This is a genomic window from Gloeobacter kilaueensis JS1, from assembly GCF_000484535.1.
In the GTDB taxonomy this organism is placed as follows: domain Bacteria; phylum Cyanobacteriota; class Cyanobacteriia; order Gloeobacterales; family Gloeobacteraceae; genus Gloeobacter; species Gloeobacter kilaueensis.
Genome location: NC_022600.1, coordinates 2,579,090 through 2,596,480, shown reverse-complemented (window position 1 = coordinate 2,596,480; position 17,391 = coordinate 2,579,090). Strand labels below are relative to the sequence as shown.

The 17,391-nt window shown below is 61.8% G+C and carries 17 protein-coding genes; 9 read left to right on the top strand and 8 right to left on the bottom strand.

Features of this window, described 5'->3' with window-relative positions; all coding sequences use genetic code 11:
* Positions 1–51 precede the first annotated feature (51 nt).
* From GKIL_RS11955 to GKIL_RS11925, 7 genes are all read right to left on the bottom strand, one after another.
* Entirely contained in the window at positions 52–621 is a 570-nt protein-coding gene (locus GKIL_RS11955) for a Uma2 family endonuclease (protein ID WP_023173882.1), read from the bottom strand.
* Positions 622–631: 10 nt separating this feature from the next.
* The gene (locus GKIL_RS11950) at positions 632–1,237 is read right to left on the bottom strand and encodes a Uma2 family endonuclease (protein WP_023173881.1); all 606 of its coding nucleotides are present in this window, start codon (positions 1,235–1,237) and stop codon (positions 632–634) included.
* Positions 1,234–2,223 carry a helix-turn-helix transcriptional regulator gene (locus GKIL_RS11945; RefSeq protein WP_023173880.1) on the bottom strand — a complete coding sequence of 330 codons (990 nt, stop codon included), beginning with the start codon at positions 2,221–2,223 and terminating at the stop codon, positions 1,234–1,236. Before GKIL_RS11945 ends, GKIL_RS11950 begins: the two co-directional genes overlap by 4 nt.
* On the bottom strand, positions 2,220–4,550 hold the full coding sequence (locus tag GKIL_RS11940) for an O-antigen ligase family protein (protein WP_023173879.1): 2,331 nt from the start codon (positions 4,548–4,550) through the stop codon (positions 2,220–2,222). Before GKIL_RS11940 ends, GKIL_RS11945 begins: the two co-directional genes overlap by 4 nt.
* Before the next feature lie 3 nt (positions 4,551–4,553).
* A complete protein-coding gene (rpoD, locus tag GKIL_RS11935) occupies positions 4,554–5,765 on the bottom strand; it encodes an RNA polymerase sigma factor RpoD (RefSeq protein ID WP_023173878.1) in 1,212 nt (403 codons plus the stop codon).
* Positions 5,766–6,070: 305 nt separating this feature from the next.
* Positions 6,071–6,625 carry a DUF2808 domain-containing protein gene (locus tag GKIL_RS22685; protein ID WP_023173877.1) on the bottom strand — a complete coding sequence of 185 codons (555 nt, stop codon included), beginning with the start codon at positions 6,623–6,625 and terminating at the stop codon, positions 6,071–6,073.
* Between the two features lie 5 nt (positions 6,626–6,630).
* Complete coding sequence (locus GKIL_RS11925) at positions 6,631–7,548, bottom strand: cation diffusion facilitator family transporter (protein ID WP_023173876.1); 918 nt, start codon at positions 7,546–7,548, stop codon at positions 6,631–6,633.
* A 116-nt stretch (positions 7,549–7,664) separates the two neighbouring features.
* Between GKIL_RS11925 and atpD the strand changes: the two genes are divergently transcribed.
* The 4 genes from atpD (at position 7,665) to GKIL_RS11905 (ending at position 11,884) form a co-directional block, all read left to right on the top strand.
* Entirely contained in the window at positions 7,665–9,101 is a 1,437-nt protein-coding gene (atpD, locus tag GKIL_RS11920; RefSeq protein ID WP_023173875.1) for a F0F1 ATP synthase subunit beta, read from the top strand.
* Between the two features lie 102 nt (positions 9,102–9,203).
* Positions 9,204–10,466: a dihydrolipoamide acetyltransferase family protein gene (locus tag GKIL_RS11915; RefSeq protein ID WP_041243919.1), complete on the top strand. Its 1,263-nt coding sequence runs from the start codon at positions 9,204–9,206 to the stop codon at positions 10,464–10,466.
* A gap of 19 nt (positions 10,467–10,485) precedes the next feature.
* Positions 10,486–10,884 carry a F0F1 ATP synthase subunit epsilon gene (locus tag GKIL_RS11910; RefSeq protein WP_023173872.1) on the top strand — a complete coding sequence of 133 codons (399 nt, stop codon included), beginning with the start codon at positions 10,486–10,488 and terminating at the stop codon, positions 10,882–10,884.
* Positions 10,885–11,140: 256 nt separating this feature from the next.
* A complete protein-coding gene (locus GKIL_RS11905) occupies positions 11,141–11,884 on the top strand; it encodes a DVUA0089 family protein (protein ID WP_023173871.1) in 744 nt (247 codons plus the stop codon).
* A gap of 726 nt (positions 11,885–12,610) precedes the next feature.
* Here GKIL_RS11905 and dpsA read toward each other — a convergent pair.
* Complete coding sequence (gene dpsA, locus GKIL_RS11900) at positions 12,611–13,174, bottom strand: DNA starvation/stationary phase protection protein DpsA (RefSeq protein WP_023173870.1); 564 nt, start codon at positions 13,172–13,174, stop codon at positions 12,611–12,613.
* Positions 13,175–13,287: 113 nt separating this feature from the next.
* Between dpsA and GKIL_RS11895 the strand changes: the two genes are divergently transcribed.
* From GKIL_RS11895 to mutY, 5 genes are read left to right on the top strand one after another with little or no spacing between them, the layout of a single operon-like run.
* A complete protein-coding gene (locus tag GKIL_RS11895) occupies positions 13,288–13,872 on the top strand; it encodes a (2Fe-2S) ferredoxin domain-containing protein (RefSeq protein WP_023173869.1) in 585 nt (194 codons plus the stop codon).
* 3 nt (positions 13,873–13,875) lie between these two features.
* Positions 13,876–14,745: an aldose epimerase family protein gene (locus GKIL_RS11890; RefSeq protein ID WP_023173868.1), complete on the top strand. Its 870-nt coding sequence runs from the start codon at positions 13,876–13,878 to the stop codon at positions 14,743–14,745.
* Between the two features lie 13 nt (positions 14,746–14,758).
* Positions 14,759–15,856 carry a glycosyltransferase family 4 protein gene (locus tag GKIL_RS11885; protein ID WP_023173867.1) on the top strand — a complete coding sequence of 366 codons (1,098 nt, stop codon included), beginning with the start codon at positions 14,759–14,761 and terminating at the stop codon, positions 15,854–15,856.
* A gap of 29 nt (positions 15,857–15,885) precedes the next feature.
* A complete protein-coding gene (locus GKIL_RS11880; RefSeq protein ID WP_023173866.1) occupies positions 15,886–16,218 on the top strand; it encodes a hypothetical protein in 333 nt (110 codons plus the stop codon).
* A gap of 23 nt (positions 16,219–16,241) precedes the next feature.
* A complete protein-coding gene (mutY, locus tag GKIL_RS11875; protein WP_023173865.1) occupies positions 16,242–17,342 on the top strand; it encodes an A/G-specific adenine glycosylase in 1,101 nt (366 codons plus the stop codon).
* Positions 17,343–17,391 lie beyond the last annotated feature (49 nt).

Sequence of the window (17,391 nt, the reverse complement as noted above, 5' to 3'; positions counted from 1 at the left end):
AGATTCGATAAAGTTCGGTATAGATTCTTCGCGGCTCTTGTCTGAGATTGCCTATTGAAAGCGGACCTTCTCGTAAATCGTGTCGATGGGTAGCCGCAGGCCGATACTGTCGAAGGTGACGACTGAGCCCGGCCTATAGAAATGGCAGATCCAGGTGTTCGGGGAACTGTTGTCGCGCCGGAAGCTCTCGACGCTCTGCTGTCCGCAGTCGATCAGAACGTATTCTTGCAGGGTTGGGATGCGGCGGTACTGTGCGAACTTGTCACCGCGATCGAAGGCTTCGGTGTTCGGCCAGAGTGCCTCGGCGACCAGGCAGGGGTACTGAAGGATGTCGCGCCCCTCGTCGCGCTCGTCACAGGTGACGACGACATCCGGGTAGAAGAAGGGACCGTCTTCTGTCACCTGCAGTTTCATGGCCGACATGAAAACCCAGCCGGGTTTACCGCGCAGGTAGCTGTTGATCTCACAGCCCAGGTTGAGACAGACCGTGTTGTGGGCCACAGTGATGCCGGTCCTGTGGTAGATTTTGCCGTCAAAGTATTCGTAGCGCTCGCTTTGCTGCTCTTCCCATTCCAGAAATTGCTGGGGGGTGAGGTCTTGCGGGATCTCGCCCGTGGACATCGGTACCTCCTTATTCGGTAAAGATATCCCCCAAGTCCAGCACGAAACCCGGAAGTAACGGGTCCGAAAGTGAAAGAGGCGATTGCAGCAATTCCGGCGGCAGGTTAGGCCGATAGATCCAGACTTGCCGGGTCTGGGGGTCGATGAGCCATCCGAGAGTTACACCGTTGTCGATGTACGCCTGCATCTTGGCTTTGAGATCGGCAATCAGGTCGCTGGGGGAGCGCAGTTCGGCCACAAAGTCCGGCGGCAGGGGAGCGAACTTCTGGCGTTGCTCAGCACTGAGAGCGTCCCATCGCTCGCGGCGAATCCAGGCGGCGTCAGGCGAGCGCATCGCTCCGTCAGGAAGAACAAAGCCTGCTGAGGAATCGAAGGTGCGGCCCAGGCCCAGAGTGCGGTTCCAGAACCAGAGCTGGCCAGTAAGGCTGGAATTGCGGGCTCCTGCCTCACTCCCTGTCGGAGACATGATCAGCAATTCTCCCTCGGCTGAACGTTCGATGCGCAAATCCCGGTTGAGCTGGCACAGGTCGAAGAGTTGATCGTCGTTCAGGCGGAGCACCGGTTGCAGTTTGAAGCGAATGGGTGTCTGGGCAGGGCTTTCGAGGAGCGGGCTCATGGCGATGGCGGATAGCTTGCCGCCATCCTAGCGACTGCAGTGCGGATCATCTCCACCAGTTCCAGCGGTCCCTCGACTACGGCATCTTCGCCGTAACCGAGCACCCAGCGCTTTACTTCAGAAAGCCCCGGCACGCTCATGCGCAGGGTGAGTGAACCGTCGGAGTGCGCTTCGATCTGCTGGGTGTGGTGCCAGCGCCGCTCGCGGATAAAAGGAGCGACTTTGGCAGAAAAGTGAATGGCGATCGGCTGCGGCTGGCCACCCGCCTCGATCTGAAAGACCGTATCGAGGTAGCGCTGGGGTTGAAAGTCCGTCTCGCGCTCGAAGTGTTCCGGGCAGAGGCGCAGTTGGCGGATGCGGTCCACCCGAAAGACGCGGATGCCCTGCCGGTTGTGGCAGAAACCGATCGTGTAGGGGTTGGTGCCCCGGTAGACATACATCAGGTACGGGTCGAACTTGCGGGTGGTGAGCTGGTTTGTACTGGCGGTGTAATACATCATCTCGACTTGCTGTTGTTTGCTGCTCGCCTCCACAAGGAGCTTCCAGAATTCCGGGTTCAAGTCGAGCAGGCCGCCCGCACCGAACTGGAAGCGCTCATCGACGATCGTCTGCAGGTCCGCCCAGGTTTGATCGGACATGCGTTTTGTGAGCTGATCGATAGCCGACTGCAATTCCTGGGAGTAGGCAGCTCCTGCTGCCGCTTCGAGCATCCGGCTACCGAGAACCAGGGCAAAAAGTTCGCCCTGGCTGAGGGGCACCAGGGGCAGACGCCACTTGGGATCGCGGTAGAAGAAGCCCTGGGTGCGGCTATTTTCAAGGGGCGCTTCGTAGCGGTCACGCAGAAAATCCAGGTCACTCTGAACGGTTCTGACACTTACATCCAGTTTTTCGGCCAGTTGAGCAGCGGTGTAGGGCCGTCCTTCGCGGATCAGGCCATCGAGTTTTAACAAGCGCTCAAAGTGGCGGGGCGAAGGGTTTTTCTTCATCGCTGCAAGACAGGTGTAGAAATTAGCTTCTGGGCCTGGGGCAACCGCCAGTTGCGCCCGTCGTAGCCGAAGGTGACGCAATCCATCGAAGCCCAGGTCTCAGAGTGGACAGGTTCTGGAAACTGGAGCACAGGACCGCCGATGCGGCGCAACAAAAAATAATCCTGGCCGTTCACCAGATAAAAGCGCTCTTTGGCGACGGACTGGTTTTCGATGAGAGCGTCCCGCAAACAGGCAGCAGAAGCGGGGGAGAGCCGATCGAGGGAGCTGAGCGCTTCCCTGGCCTCTTCAAAGCGGCTCAATTTCCAGAGCGCCTGAATGCGCACGCCGAGCGCCTGGTAGGGAGCAACGCGCCAGGCGAGCCGCAGGGCGACGGGCACGTTCCCCGGTTCCACGCCCTGACGGACAGGCATCGCATCAAGTTTGCGCAGTGCCTGGAGGGGCTGGTTCAGCCAGAGCAGCAGCATCGCCTGCTGATAGAGCGCGTCGTGCTCGCCTGGATAGCGGCTGAGTAACTGGTTATAAAGAGCGAGGGCGTTACGGGCAACGCGGGGAGCGAGGCGGCCCAGGGGGCCGGTCTGCCAGCGCTCGTCGATCCACTGGTCAGGAAAGAGCACGATCTCCGCCACCAGATGGGGCAGGGCGGCTTCCGTCCGGTGCTGGGCAAGGAGGGCCAGTCCGGCCCCCAGTTGCAGCGTGGCGGTAGTGGTCGGATCCTGGGCGAGAGCCTGATCAAAAAGGCGGCTTGCCCACGCCCACTGGCCCCGGTAGTAGTGCAACCATCCGGCGACGGTGAGGGCGTAAGGGTCGGTAGGAAGCAGTGCGGCGGCCCGGTCGGCAGCTTCGGATGCCTGAAGTATCCAGCCTGCCCGGCGCGGATCGCGAGGACTTAACTTGCGCGCCGCGTCGAGTAAGACCTGGGCCTGCACGAGGGGATAGTAGGGCTGATCCGGGTCGATGCGCCGGGCCTGGGTGATCGCCCCCTCGAAGGCTGCCGGATCGTTCTGGTGGGCAAAGGCGATGGCCGCCTGGTAGCTGCCCCAGTCGCTGCGAAGCCAGAAGGCTGTCCACACAAGAAACACTCCTCCCCCGATAAGACGCAACCAGGACGGAGGCTGCCAGGCGGGAGGGGGAGCGAGCCGGACCAGTTCAGCCACCAGGGCGATGAGCGTCAGGCTGATAGCCGGGTTTTCAAGTTGAAAGTCGGTGAGGCTGGAGACGGCGTAACCGGCGAGGGCACCGGCTAGGGCAGCGACGATCGGGCGTGCCTGGCCCAGGCACCGCCAGAGCATCCAGCTGCACCCTGCGAGCCAGCCCATGTAGGCGAGGAGTCCTGCCAGCCCCGTCTCTGCCAATAGATGCACCGGCGTGTTGTGCAACTGCTGGGCAGTCCGCGCCATCCAGGGGTCGGTGTCGGTGCGGTAGCCCGGAAAGACAAAACCTGTCACCCCCGGCCCGACGCCAAAGAGCGGATGGTCCTGCCAGAGGCGGACGCCCGTCTGCCAGAAGATCAGGCGCTGCTCGGTGCTGATGTCGCGCCCTTCAAAAAAGAATTTGGGCTTGAAGCTTGCGAAGGTGGTCGAGAACACCGCCACCAGCAGAACGACGGGCAGGGCGACGGCGAGCAAAAGCCCGTTGCGGCGGCTGAGGCGGACGCTCAACAGGCAGACGAGCACACAGCCCACCAGCACCCCGAGCCAGCCGCCCCGCGATTGGGTCGAAAAGAGCATGGCAAGGCCGATGAGCAGGCAGACGAACCAGAACCCGCGCTCCGGACCCCGGCGCTCAAAGACGAGGGCGAGAATCACCGGCAACAGCAGCGACAGCAGGCCGCTATTGAAGTTGTGGTGGCCGAGCGGATAGATGTTGTTGATGAGGCGGTTGAGGGGCTTGCCCGCCTGCCACTGGGGCAAAAAGATCCACTGCCAGAACTGGTAGAGCCCGGCCAGGCTGAAGAGCGCCCCGGCTGCCCCGAGCCAGGGCAGAAGACTTCGATCGCGGGGCCAGCGGCCTACCAGACCGTAGAGGACCGCAAAGTAGCCCGTCACCATCGCCGCGTAGCCCCAGCTGCGCTCCGGATCCGGTGAGAGGGCGGCACTCACTGCGACGGCGGCAATGCTCACCCCTGCCAGGGCGTCGAAGGGCTGGCCCAGGGGACGGCCACTGCGCAGGGCCATAATTGCCCCAACGAGCAGGCAGCCCTGGAGAGCGAGGCACCAGGGCCAACCGGCAATCTCGGTGTAGGAGTTGCGCAGAACGAGCAAGAGCGCGTAGGCGACGGCCAGTAGCCCCAGATCCAGATGGGCCCAGAGCCATTTGCCGCTCATGCCCTAGCGGATGTACTCCTTGAGGACGCTGTTGCGGTTGGGATGGCGCAGCTTGCGCAGCGCCTTGGCTTCGATCTGGCGGATGCGCTCGCGGGTGACGTTAAAAAGCTGGCCAATCTCTTCGAGGGTCTTCATCCGACCGTCGTCGAGGCCGTAGCGCAGGCGCAACACGTCGCGCTCGCGGGGTGAGAGGGTATTGAGCACCGCCTCTAGATCCTCGCGCAACAGGTTCTTGGCCACCTTGTCCTCGGGGGTCTCGCCGTCGGCCTCGATAAAATCGCCCAGGCGCGAATCTTCTTCTTTGCCGATGGGCGTTTCGAGGGAGATGGGCAGCTGGGCCGATTTGGCGATGAAGCGCAACTTTTCGATCGTCATCTCCATGCGGGTGGCGATCTCCTCCTCGGAGGGCTTGCGGCCCAACTCCTGCGAAAGGAGCTTGGTCGTCTTTTTGATGCGCGAAATCGTCTCGTAAAGATGCACCGGTAGGCGGATCGTCCGCGACTGATCGGCGATGGCGCGGGTGATCGCCTGGCGGATCCACCAGGTCGCGTAGGTGGAGAACTTGTAGCCTTTTTCGTGATCGAATTTTTCGGCGGCGCGAATCAGGCCCAGCGATCCTTCTTGAATCAGATCTTGAAAGGACAGGCCGCGATTCATGTATTTTTTGGCGATCGAGACGACCAGGCGCAGGTTGGACTGCACCATCTTGTCCTTGGCGCGCCGTCCGATCGCTACCCGTTCGCGAAACTGCTCGTAAGGCACATCGGCGACTTCGGCCCAGCGGCGCAATTCCTGTTCGCTCTCGGTCACGTCACTGGAAGCGAGCAGGTTCTCTTCGAGCAACTCCTCGTCGGTGAGCAGTTCGACCACCTCGACGCTGCCGGCCATCTCCGGCGCACTCATCCGGGCGCGCAACCGCTCAAGGCCCAATAAGTCGGCGATCTGGCGAGCCAGTTCGATTTCTTCGTCGGCGCGCAAAAGACGAATGCGGCCAATTTCTTGCAGATAGACGCGGATGGAATCTTCGGTGTAATGGGTGCGCTGGGCGCGGCTGCGCTTGCGCGAGGGCCGACTGGCAGCGGCAGCGTCGGCCAGATCGGCGGCGTCAGGAGCCTGACCTGCGTAAGGATCATCCTCCTCGGCCATCAAAGCCAGAGCCTCCAGCTCGATTGTCGGTTGCTGGAGAGCGTCCAGAACGTTATTGGCCTGCGTCATGCTGCACTCCTCATAGATAAGGGCTCCAGGACGGACAAACAGTACTCGTTATACTCTCCTTTGAAGAAGAGCGGTGTGGTGGTCATTTGGTGAAGTGAACCTGTCAAATGCGACCTCAAGGGGGGTACCTATTTCCAGCGCATGGAGAGCAAGGCCCAGCCTGACACGCCCACGGCTTCCACCAACAGTCAGTTTGTGCGCGATTCTGACCAGGAATTGATAACCCTTTTAAACCTCCCCGATTGTAGCGCCTGATTCTCGATCCGGGAGGTTGTGGGCAACGGATTTGGGGGATTTATGACACACTAACCGTCTTTGCCGCCGGAACGGATGACAATGCGCCCAATACCGATATACATGCCGCGTGGCGCGGGGCCGGGCGGGAAGGCGGTGAGCGAAAACAGATAGTTGCCGTCGAGGCTGGGATTGCGCACCGGCCCCCACTCGACGGTGACGACGCTGCCGGGGGCGACTGGTTCAAGAAAGCGAACGCTGATGAGGCTCTGGTTGACCGTCGCCTCGATGGGCAGTGTCCGGGCGGCCTCCTGGGGCTTCTGGGCGTAGGGGTCCGTTGGGATAAAGGCGCGCACCTGATTCGGGTTGGGCAGGTACAGACCAAAGTAAGGACCGGCTTCGGTGGGCAGGGCAATGTCGATGCGGGCGAGGGGTTCGTCGAGTTTTGCCGGTGCCTCGATCGCAAACTGGTAGTAGACCGGAAAATTTTCGACCGTGTTCTGGGTGACGGCGGCGCGCAGCAGGCGCAAGGGGCCATTGAAGGCGCTCTCGCCGTCGCTGAGCTGGATGGCGGTGGCCGGAGCAACGGACAGCAGCAGGCTCAAGCAGATCCAGAAAGCTTTCATCGCGTTCAGTTCTCCGGTAGGTGGCGGTGGTGCTCGGGATCGTTCAAGACCACCGCCGGTTCGAGGTGAATCGTCACCCGCACCGGGCCAAAAGCTTCGGCAAGGGCTGCCTCGACCGCATCGGTGATCCGGTGGGCTTCGACAATCGTCTCCGGTTCGACGATCATGTGCATCTCGATAAAAAGCCCCCGACCCGGTGCGCCCCGCGAGGCGACGTCGTGGCAACTCACCACCCCCGCCACCCGACAAGCAACATCTACGATCGCCTGGACATCGAGGGCACGCTCGTCTACGAGCAGGGGCAGGTTGCGCCGCAGTACCCGCCAGGCGCTGAATAACACCACAGCGGCGACGGGAAAGGCCAGCACCATGTCGAGCCAGCGCCAGCCCAGCCAGGTGCCCACCAGCCCCACCAGCACCAGCACACTCACCCAGACATCGCTCAGGGTGTGCTCGGCGTCGGCGCGCAGCACCTCGCTATTTAAAATTTCGCCCTGGCGGCGCTCGTAAAGCGTCGTCGCCAGATTGACCGCCAGCACGGCGATCATTCCGACGAGCGTCCAGCCGGTCACCGCCACCGGGGAGGTGCCGGAACCGATGCGCTCGACGGCATTTTTGAGAATCTCGATGCAGGCAAAGACCAGAAAGGCGACGATGGCGAGGGCACCGATCGTCTCGAATTTTTGGTGGCCGTAGGGATGCTCGCGATCGGGGGTGGGCGAGGCGTTGGCCATTGCCCAGAGGCCAACCAGATTGCTGCCGGAGTCGGTAAGCGAATGGAGCGCGTCAGACAGCAGACTCAGCGAACCGGACATAAAACCCAGTACGGCTTTGATCACCAGGACCAGCAGGTTGCCCACCAGGGTGAGCCAGAGCACAGCCTGAACTTTTTTGGCAGTCGTGTCGGTGGCAGTAAAGGGCATGGCGGCACTCAGGCAAATCGAGCCGTCTACACATCTAGCTTGGCTTACCGGGAGTCTGGCGCGGTGATTGTTACAAATTATGCTAAATTGACTGCCAGGTATCTTGACGGCGCGCCATGGTAACAACGACGGCTGTAAACGAAGGTTACGTCACCCAGGTCATCGGCCCGGTAGTTGACGCAGAATTTCCGCAGGGCGAACTGCCCGCCATCTACAACGCTCTTCTCATCGACGGCAAAACCGACTCCGGTCAGCAAATCCGCCTCACCTGCGAGGTGCAGCAACTGCTGGGCGACAAAAAAGTACGGGCGGTGTCGATGAGCACGACCGATGGTCTGGTGCGGGGCATGAAGGTAATCGACACCGGAGCGCCAATTTCGGTGCCGGTGGGCAAGCCGACCCTGGGCCGGATCTTCAACGTCCTGGGTGAGCCGGTCGATGAGGGAGCGGCAGTCGAGACCACCGAAAAGTTCCCGATCCACCGCCCCTCGCCCAAGTTCATCGACCTCACCACCAAGCCCGAGATTTTCGAGACGGGCATCAAGGTCATCGACCTGCTCGCTCCCTACCGCAAGGGCGGCAAGATCGGTCTATTTGGCGGAGCCGGGGTGGGCAAGACCGTGCTCATTCAAGAGCTGATCAACAACATTGCCAAGCAGCACTCCGGGGTGTCGGTCTTTGGCGGGGTGGGCGAGCGCACCCGCGAGGGCAACGACCTGTACAACGAATTTAAAGAATCGAAGGTGCTCAGCCAGGTCGCCCTGGTCTACGGCCAGATGAACGAGCCGCCAGGAGCGCGGATGCGGGTGGGCCTGACTGCCCTCACGATGGCGGAGTACTTCCGCGACGTGAGCAAGCAGGACGTGCTCCTGTTTATCGACAACATCTTCCGCTTCGTGCAGGCGGGTTCCGAAGTGTCGGCGCTGTTGGGCCGGATGCCCTCGGCGGTAGGCTACCAGCCGACGCTCTCCACCGAGATGGGCGATCTGCAGGAGCGGATCACCTCGACCACCGAAGGCTCGATCACCTCGGTGCAGGCGGTCTACGTCCCGGCGGACGACCTCACCGACCCGGCTCCGGCCACCACCTTCGCCCACCTCGACGCGACGACGGTGCTCTCGCGCCAGCTCGCCTCCCTGGGTATCTACCCGGCGGTGGACCCCCTGGGATCGACTTCGACGATGCTGCAGCCCGACATCGTAGGAGAAGAGCACTACAACGTCGCGCGCGGCGTGCAGGCCACCCTGCAGCGCTATAAAGATCTGCAGGACATCATCGCCATCCTTGGCCTCGACGAACTCTCCCCCGAGGACAAGACCGTCGTCAACCGCGCCCGCAAACTGCAAAAGTTCCTCTCCCAGCCGTTCTTCGTCGCCGAAATCTTCACCGGCTCCCCCGGCAAGTACGTCACCCTCGACAAGACGATCAGCGGCTTCAAGCGCGTGCTCGAAGGCGAATTCGACGATCTGCCCGAGCAGGCGTTCTACCTGGTGGGCGACCTCGACGAAGTGGTCGAGAAGGCCAAGAAGATCAAGGCCGAAAGCCAGTCTTGATCGACGGGCTCCCGTACACCTGGGCCGCTGCTCCGCCGGGAGTGGCGGCCTGGATCTGCGGAGGGTGATAGTATTTGTTCTGATTTGTTACGCAGATAAGCAATGAAAGAAGTCACCATGCCGGCGCTCTCCTCGACGATGACCGAGGGCAAGATCGTTACCTGGCGCAAGCGGGAAGGCGAGACGATCGAGCGCGACGACATTTTGCTCATCGTCGAGTCGGACAAAGCGGAGATGGAAGTCGAGTCCTTCGACGCGGGTATCCTGGCGAACATCCTGGTTGGTGACGGCGAGAGCGCCCCGGTTCATACGGTGATCGCCCTGATTGCTGAGACCGAAGCAGAGGTGGCAGAAGCCAAAAAGCGTTCTCCGGGCGGCAGTGCGGCGGCGGTGGCCCCGGCGGTAAGTGCGCCAAAAAGCGAACCGGCTCCCCCTCCCCTCCCTCTCCCGATTGCAGTGCAGGTAACGAGCAGCTCCCCCAACGGCGGCAATCGGATCGTCGCTTCTCCCAACGCCCGCCGGCTGGCGGGGGAGTTGGGCATCGACCTGGCGGGCATTGCGGGCAGTGGTCCCAATGGCCGGATCGTGGGCGAGGATGTGACGCGGGCTGCCGCCGGACGGACAGCCTCCCCGCCCGTTGCCGGAGCGGCTCCCCCTCCTCCGGTCACTCCACCAGTAGCGCCGGCGACTGCCGCCGGGCCGGTCGCCTTCAGCGCCCTGCAGAGCGCGGTGATCCGCAACATGGAGGCGTCCCTTGCCATCCCGACTTTTAGAGTCGGCTACACGATTGCCACCGACGCCCTCGACGATCTCTACAAGAGCGTCAAGACAAAGGGCGTGACGATGACGACGCTGCTGGTCAAGGCGATTGCCCTGACGCTCCTCAAGCACCCGCTCGTCAACGCCACCTACACGGAGGCGGGCCTGCGCAAAAATGCAGCGATCAACGTCGCAGTGGCGGTGGCGATGGAAGAAGGCGGGCTTATCACCCCCGTCCTGCGCAGCGCCGAGAGCAAGGACCTCTACACCCTCTCGCGCGAGTGGAAGGAGCTGGTCGAGCGCGCCCGCACCAAAAAGTTGCAGCCCGAAGAATACACCACAGGCAACTTTACCCTCTCCAACCTGGGCATGTTCGGCGTCGATCGCTTCGATGCGGTGGTGCCCCCCGGCACCAGTGCGATTCTCGCCATCGGCGCTTCTAAGCCGACGGTGGTCGTCACGGGCGAAGGGCACATCGCGATTAAAAAGCAGATGCAGGTCAACCTCTCAGGCGATCACCGCGTCTTCTACGGGGCGGACGGGGCAAAGTTCCTGCAAGATCTGGCCCGACTTGTCGAGCAGTCGCCGCAGCAGTTGACTTTATAACGATTGAAGAGGGAGTGTCATGGTTCTCAGTATCAAGGTGGTCGCCCCCGACAAGGTGGTCTACGACGAGCAGGTAGACGAGGTGATCCTGCCCAGTCTGACCGGGCAATTGGGCATCCTCACCAACCACGCGCCGCTTTTGACTGGCCTCGGCAACGGGGTGATGCGGGTGCGCAAGCAGGGCACGTTCATCCCGATCGCCGTACTCGGGGGCTTCGCCGAAGTCGATAACAACGAGGTGAGCGTCCTGGTCAACGCCGCCGAACTGGGCAGCAACATCGATGTCGAGCGCGCCCGCACCGCCCTCGCCCGCGCCGAGCAGACCCTTGCCACCAGCCAGGACAAGAGCGAACTGTTGCAGGCAAAAACCGCCCAGGAGCGGGCCAACGCCCGCCTGCGCGCCGCCGGTGTGCTCTAAGAAGCCCACCAGATGCGCAACGCGCTTAGCTGGAAGAGCCTGAAACCTCCTCATCAGGCGGCTTTGATAACTGTAAGAACCGGCAATAGCTGCTGGTAGTTCGTGCCTCTGCACCATCAACTTTACTTCTACGCTTTGCAAGTGGTTGCGCTTCTGGCAATCGGACCGGCTCAGCCGTCAATATACTGTTCGCTTTTACCCGCCCTGAAGTTGGCAACGGATGTGGTAGAGTAACGTACAGACTTTACAGTGGGCAATGAACCGTTCGATACTGCGTATATCCTGGTCCTTGGTGCTCGTTACTGCCTTGCTCGGTGTGGGCAGTCAGGCACATGCTTTTACCTATGCCGAATCAGGCGATGCCGGGAGCCTACCCACCAGCGCCCAGGCGGTCAGTGACACGGCCATGGACGGTACGCCGCTGCAGTTCATCAGTGGCAATGTCGAGAGCGGGTTCGTGCCGTATGAGTTTACAGACTCGATAGATCTGTTCGAGATAGAGCTGACAGGCGGGGCGTTCAGCGCTTCCACCGTTGGCGGAGCGAACTTCGATACCCAACTCTATCTTTACGATGCCCAGGGCAATGGCATCATCTTCAACGACGATGCAGATAGCACCGTGAAGCAGTCCACCCTCAGTGCGAGCAACCTGGCGGCGGGGCTTTACTATCTGGGTGTCTCGGTCTCGGCTCCTCCTGTGTTGCCAGTTGATGCGAGCCGTACATTGATCTTCCCGCAGCCGCCAGCCCCTGCGGAGTTCCATCCGGGCATCATCGAGGCGAACCCGGATGCCGGTCCACTGGCAGGATATGCTCCACAGCTTGTGGCTCAACAACCGCTGGTGGAACTGCCCTACACGATTGCGCTGAGTGGCGTGCAAGCCACCCCGGAGCCGATAGCCGGTGGTGGTGCAGTGAGCATGGCGATTTTGATGCTTGTTGCAAGGTTTGGCGGGCAGAGGCGTCGAGAGATGGCTACCAGGTCTCGCGTCCGCCAATAAATGGGCTCATACCAATGCAATCAATACTTTCGTGGTTTTGAGTTCGCGGTTGATCTGCAAACAGCTGGGAGTTTAAGGGGGCTTTTCCCCCACCTCTCTCCACCCCCCTGCCCCCCTCCTCTCTCCTGCCCCCGCCGGGGCGAGGAGAAAAGAGGGGGGTTCACTGTAACTGGGCTGCAGGCGGGATAGGTAAGGGCGAGGAGGGGATGAGGGCGAGCAGGAAGGGTTATTTTCGCGCAGATAAACTGCAACCGGGTATCACGTCGCCTTTTGGCGATCCAGAATCTGGGGCAGGTCTGGGGTACTGCCAGGGGCAATTCTTGCCTGCTTTTGACGATGGCTATGTTTGATAATTTTTTAGGCCAATCTCAACAATCGGAGTACTCGGCTGCTGAACTTTAATCACTGGATAGCGCCTGAAATGGCTGCCGGGCGAATAGCAGTAATACCCTTTGATTTTCGGTTGCAGCTCCCATCCCGACACCCCAAAAAAGCCCGACGGAGGTTCTCTTCCTGTCCAGTGGTGCCGAAACGAAAGAGGCGGCAACCGGAGGGAAACGCCGCCTCTGCAAGCAAACACAGCGAATGTGCCAGCAGTGCGGGAGTACGCGCACGAGGGGGGAAGCCGCTGGCAGGAAAGCACATTCTTTCCCGATCGCAGCCTAACGCTGGGCAGAAGGGCGATTATGAAGGCCCCTTGAAGAGAAGATGAAGCGGCTGCGAAGCTCAGCGGTTGCCGTTGGTTGGTAAGTCGAGATCGAGCACCAGGCTGTCGTCGGCCAGGTAGTGGGAGAGGTGAAAGGCCCGCTCCTCGGTGCCCAGGAGCACCTGCTTGAGGTAGTGCTCGGTGGCATAGTCGCCCAGGCTTCCGGCGGTCGCGATCTGCTGGCGCAACAGCCGGATGATCGACTGCTCCGCTGCGAGGTCGTTGACGAGCATCGTCCGGCAGTCGAAGACGCCGTCATCTTCGGGCTGGAAGCAGGACATCTCCTGCAGGCGGGCCGGACGGCTCACCGGCACCGCTCCCAGGCCGTCGATGCGCTCGCCCAACTCCTCGGCGTAACCGCGAGTGTCACCGGCGTAGTCGTCGAAAGTCTGGTGCAGCTCGCCAAACTCGGTGCCCTCGACGACCCAGTGGTGCTTTTGATACTGGTGATAGAGCGTGTAGAAGCTCGCCAGCAGGTGATTGAGTCCCTCGGTGACGGGTTCTGTGATGCTGCGCTCAAGGCCGACGGGGTTGTCCTGGAGCTGACCGAAAGCCTGACGCAGTTGATGGCGAAGCGCGACCATAGGAGCGAATCTCGATAGTGGGTTCACTAGCCTCCTATTGTACCGGCAGGCTGCCCCCCGACCAGCGATTGGATCGCAATGTTACTTTGAAGAGGAACCAGAGGAAGAAGCGCATGGGCGAAGTCCGGACACTGGAGGGGGAGGTGCTCGCTTTTGTGGCGGGCAAACACGGGCTCATCAACCGCTGCCGACTGGCGACACCCGAGGGGGCGCTCACTGTCAAATTTCCCAAAGAGTGGTCCTACCGGCTCACCCGCACCATCGCCCCCGGCGATCGCGTCCAGGTGCGCGGCAAGCTCAAGATAGACGACGACGGCGACTATTACCTCAAGGCGACGGTGATTCTGCATCTGAAGGCAGCGGCTCTGGCAGGAGCACAATCGCTTCCGCCGACTCTACCGGAACTGGAACCCGTACAGCCGCAGAGCGGCCCCGCTTCACCCACCACCCGCGTCCTGGTCTGCAAGAGTTCTGATTGTTGCAAGCGGGGAGCCCGCCAGTTAATTGCTCAGCTCAAAGAAACCGTCGAGCGCTACGAGTTGCAAGATAAAGTCACCGTCGAGACCACCGGCTGCATGAAGCGCTGCAAGCAGGGGCCGAATCTGGTGATTATGCCTTCCAAGGCCCGGCACACCTGCGTCGATCCCGCCGAAGCGTCGGAGATTTTGCTGCGCGAGCTGCTACCAAAGCTGGAGTAGACAATGTTTCATATCGAGCGCGAGATCGGTCCTTTTGCGAGCTGCCGCCTCGTCGATACCGAAACGCACGCAGCTGTCGAGATTGCCCCTGGCCGGGGCGGGATGGTGACGGGCTTTCGGCTGGCGGGGCACGATCTGCTCTACCTCGATTACGAGACGTTTAGCGATCCGGCCCGCTCGGTGCGCGGCGGTATCCCGGTACTTTTTCCAATCTGTGCCAACCTGGCGGGCGACAGCTACACGGCGCTGGGCCGAACTTACACCCTCAAACAGCACGGTCTGGCCCGATTGCTGGAGTGGCAGGTGATCGAAGAATCGACCGTGGGCGCTGCCGGGCTCACCCTGGTGCTCACCAGTTCCGAAGCGACGCTTGAGCACTATCCCTTCCCCTTCGAGCTGCGCTTTCACTATCTGTTGCGCGGCAACGAACTTACTATCCGCCAGGAGTACGCCAACCTCTCGGACTACCCGATGCCGATGTACGCCGGGTTCCATCCGTACTTTGCCTGCAGTGACAAATCAAAGTTGCAGTTTGCCCTACCCGCCCGGCACTACGTCGATCAGGTGAGCGGCAATGCCGATCGCTGGCAGGGCGTTTTTCCATTGGACGCGCCCGCCGTCGATTGGATCTTTACGGACGTGAACGGCCAGCGGGCGACCGTCACCAGTCCCGCCGACGGCTACCGGCTCACTCTGGAGTACGATCCGCTGTTCGCCTACTTGGTCTTCTGGACGCTCCAGGGCAAGCCCTTTTTCTGCCTGGAACCCTGGATGGCTCCCCGCAACGCCCTCAATACCGGCGATCATCTCCAGCACGTTCCACCTGGCGAGCGGCTGAGCGCCCAGATTTCAATTCTGGGAGAACTTCTTTAGAGATCCCCTGCCCATGCTGCGCCTGTTGTTCGTCTCCTCCGCCCTCGGCCCCCTCGGCACAGGCACCGCCGGGGGTGTCGAGTTCAACGTCCTCACCCTCGCCCGCGAACTCACCCGTCGCGGCCATCTGGTGCATCTTATCGCCCCCGAAGGGAGCCGCACCGGCGAGATCCCCCTGGTAGCCGCTCCTGCCGGTCTGCCCCCTGGCTCCGCCCAGCACACGGGTCGCACCAGCCCGGTCGTCTTACCCCAGCCTTCGACGCTGGCCAACCTCTTCGAGGCCGCCCGCGCCCGCCAGGACGACTATGACTTGATCTTCAACTGGTGCTACGACTGGCTGCCCCTTTATCTGACTCCTTTTTTTCGGACTCCCTTGGCCCACATGATCACGATGGGCTCGCTGCTCGACAGCATCGACGAGGAGATGGCTCGGGTGCTCGCCGCCTTTCCCGGCACGATCGCCGTCTACACAAAAAGCCAGGCCCAAACTTTCGGACCGCTCGCTTCTAAGCTCACCATCCTGCCCTTTGGTCTCGACCCGGCGGAGTACGAATTTTGCGCCGAGCCCGAGCCCTGGCTTGCCTGGGTGGGCCGGATCGCCCCCGAAAAAGGATTGGAAGACGCAGTGGCGGCAGCGGCGGTAAGTGGTCTGCCGCTGCACCTTCTGGGCCGAATGCAGGATAGCGCCTACTTCGAGCAGGTCCGCTCCCGCTACCCGCAAGCTGAGGTCCACTACCGGGGCTTTTTTGATACCGACGCCATGCAGCGCATCCTGCGCACGGCGAGCGGGATGCTCTTTACTCCCAAGTGGATCGAAGCTTTTGGCAACGTCGCCATCGAGGCGATGGCCTGCGGTGTGCCGGTAATCGCCTACGAGCGCGGCGGCCCGGCGGAAACGGTCATAGATGGCCTCACCGGCTACCTCGTCCCCCCCGACGACGTGCAAGCTCTCGTCGCCGCGATTGCCCGCCTGCCCGCGATCGACCGCGCCCGCTGCCGCGCCCACGTCGAAGCCCACTACTCCCTTTCCGCCCTCGGCGGTCGCTTTGAAGAATGGTTTTTTGCCTGTGCCCGCTCGCGCACTGGACAAACGTCCCATTTGACCCTATAATATGGACAAACGACCATAATTTATCTGTCATGGCTCCTTCTCGCAAGCTTTCCGGTCGCTCTCCCGTCGCTGTTCGTCAGGCGCTGCGTCTGGAGGAGCAGGCGACGCTGCTGGCCTGTCGGCTCAAGCTCTCGCTGTTGCGCGCCGAAGGCTACAACCTGCCTGGGGCGAGGCAGTGGCCACCGGTCGCCGACTTTGCTGCGACCGTCCGGCGCGGCTACGCCCTCGACAACGAGGTGGCCCAGTTGATGGTGCTGGTGGCCACGGGCCGCGAGCGGTTGATCTCAGACGAACTGTGGCGGGTGCGCGCCGCCGAACTGTACGCCCTGCCGCTCACGACCGCCCGCCGCACGACCGCCTGAAAACATTCGGCGGCGTTCGTTCGATGATGGAGCAGTCAAAAGTCTGGAGAAACGATTTTTCGGTGGTCCTCCTCGACGAGCAGATGCGCCGGTTGCGCCGTCAACTTCTAGCCTGGTACGGGCAGTCCGGGCGCGATTTGCCCTGGCGCAAAACCCGCGATCCCTATGCAATCTGGGTGTCTGAGATCATGCTCCAGCAGACCCAGGTAAAAACCGTTCTGCCCTACTACGAACGCTGGCTCACTACCCTACCCACGATCGCAAGCCTTGCCCGAGCCGAGCCGGGCGCAGTGCTCAAGCTCTGGGAGGGCCTGGGTTACTATGCGCGGGCGCACAACCTGCAAAAAGCGGCGCAGCAGATTCAAGCCCAGCACGGCGGTTCCTTTCCGCGCACCCTTGCCCAGGTGCAGGCATTGCCCGGCATCGGTCGCTCCACTGCCGCCGCGATCTTAAGCAGCGCCTTCGATCAGTGCGAGGCCATCCTCGATGCCAACGTCCGCCGCGTCCTGAGCCGGCTTTTTGCTGTCGCCGACCCTCATCGGCAGGCGGAGGCAAAACTCTGGCACTTTTCTGCCACCCTCATCGACCCCGATTTTCCCCGCGACTTCAACCAGGCGCTGATGGATCTGGGGGCTACCGTCTGCCTGCCGCGCACGCCCCGATGCCTGCTCTGTCCCTGGCAGGCCGATTGTGCCGGACGGCACACGGGCGATCCGGCCCGCCTTCCTGTGAGGGCTACCCGCACCGAGCGACGAATCCTGCGCACAATAAGCGTTCCGATCGAGCATCAGGGCCAGTACTGGCTTCTGCAGCGGCCCGAGGGGGGGCTGCTTGCCGGGCTCTGGGAATTTCCGCTTCTAGACTGGCCCGCAGGCGCAGAACCCGAAGCCTTGATCCGGTCCATCTTTGGTGAGCGACTGCAACTGCTCGATTCTCCCGGACGGGTAGAACACGAATTTACCCACCGGATCTTGAACGCCCTTGTCCTGCGGGCGCGCTGGATTGACCCTCCAACATTGCCGGAGATGTTCGCCCATCGTCCCCAGATCTGGGCCTTGCCGGAGCAGTGGCCCTCCTACCCGATGCCCGGATACGTCCGCAAAATTTGTAGGTTGCTCCAGTAGCTCAGAACCCTGTTTTTAGCTGGTTTTGGCGAGAAGCCCAGCCGGATCT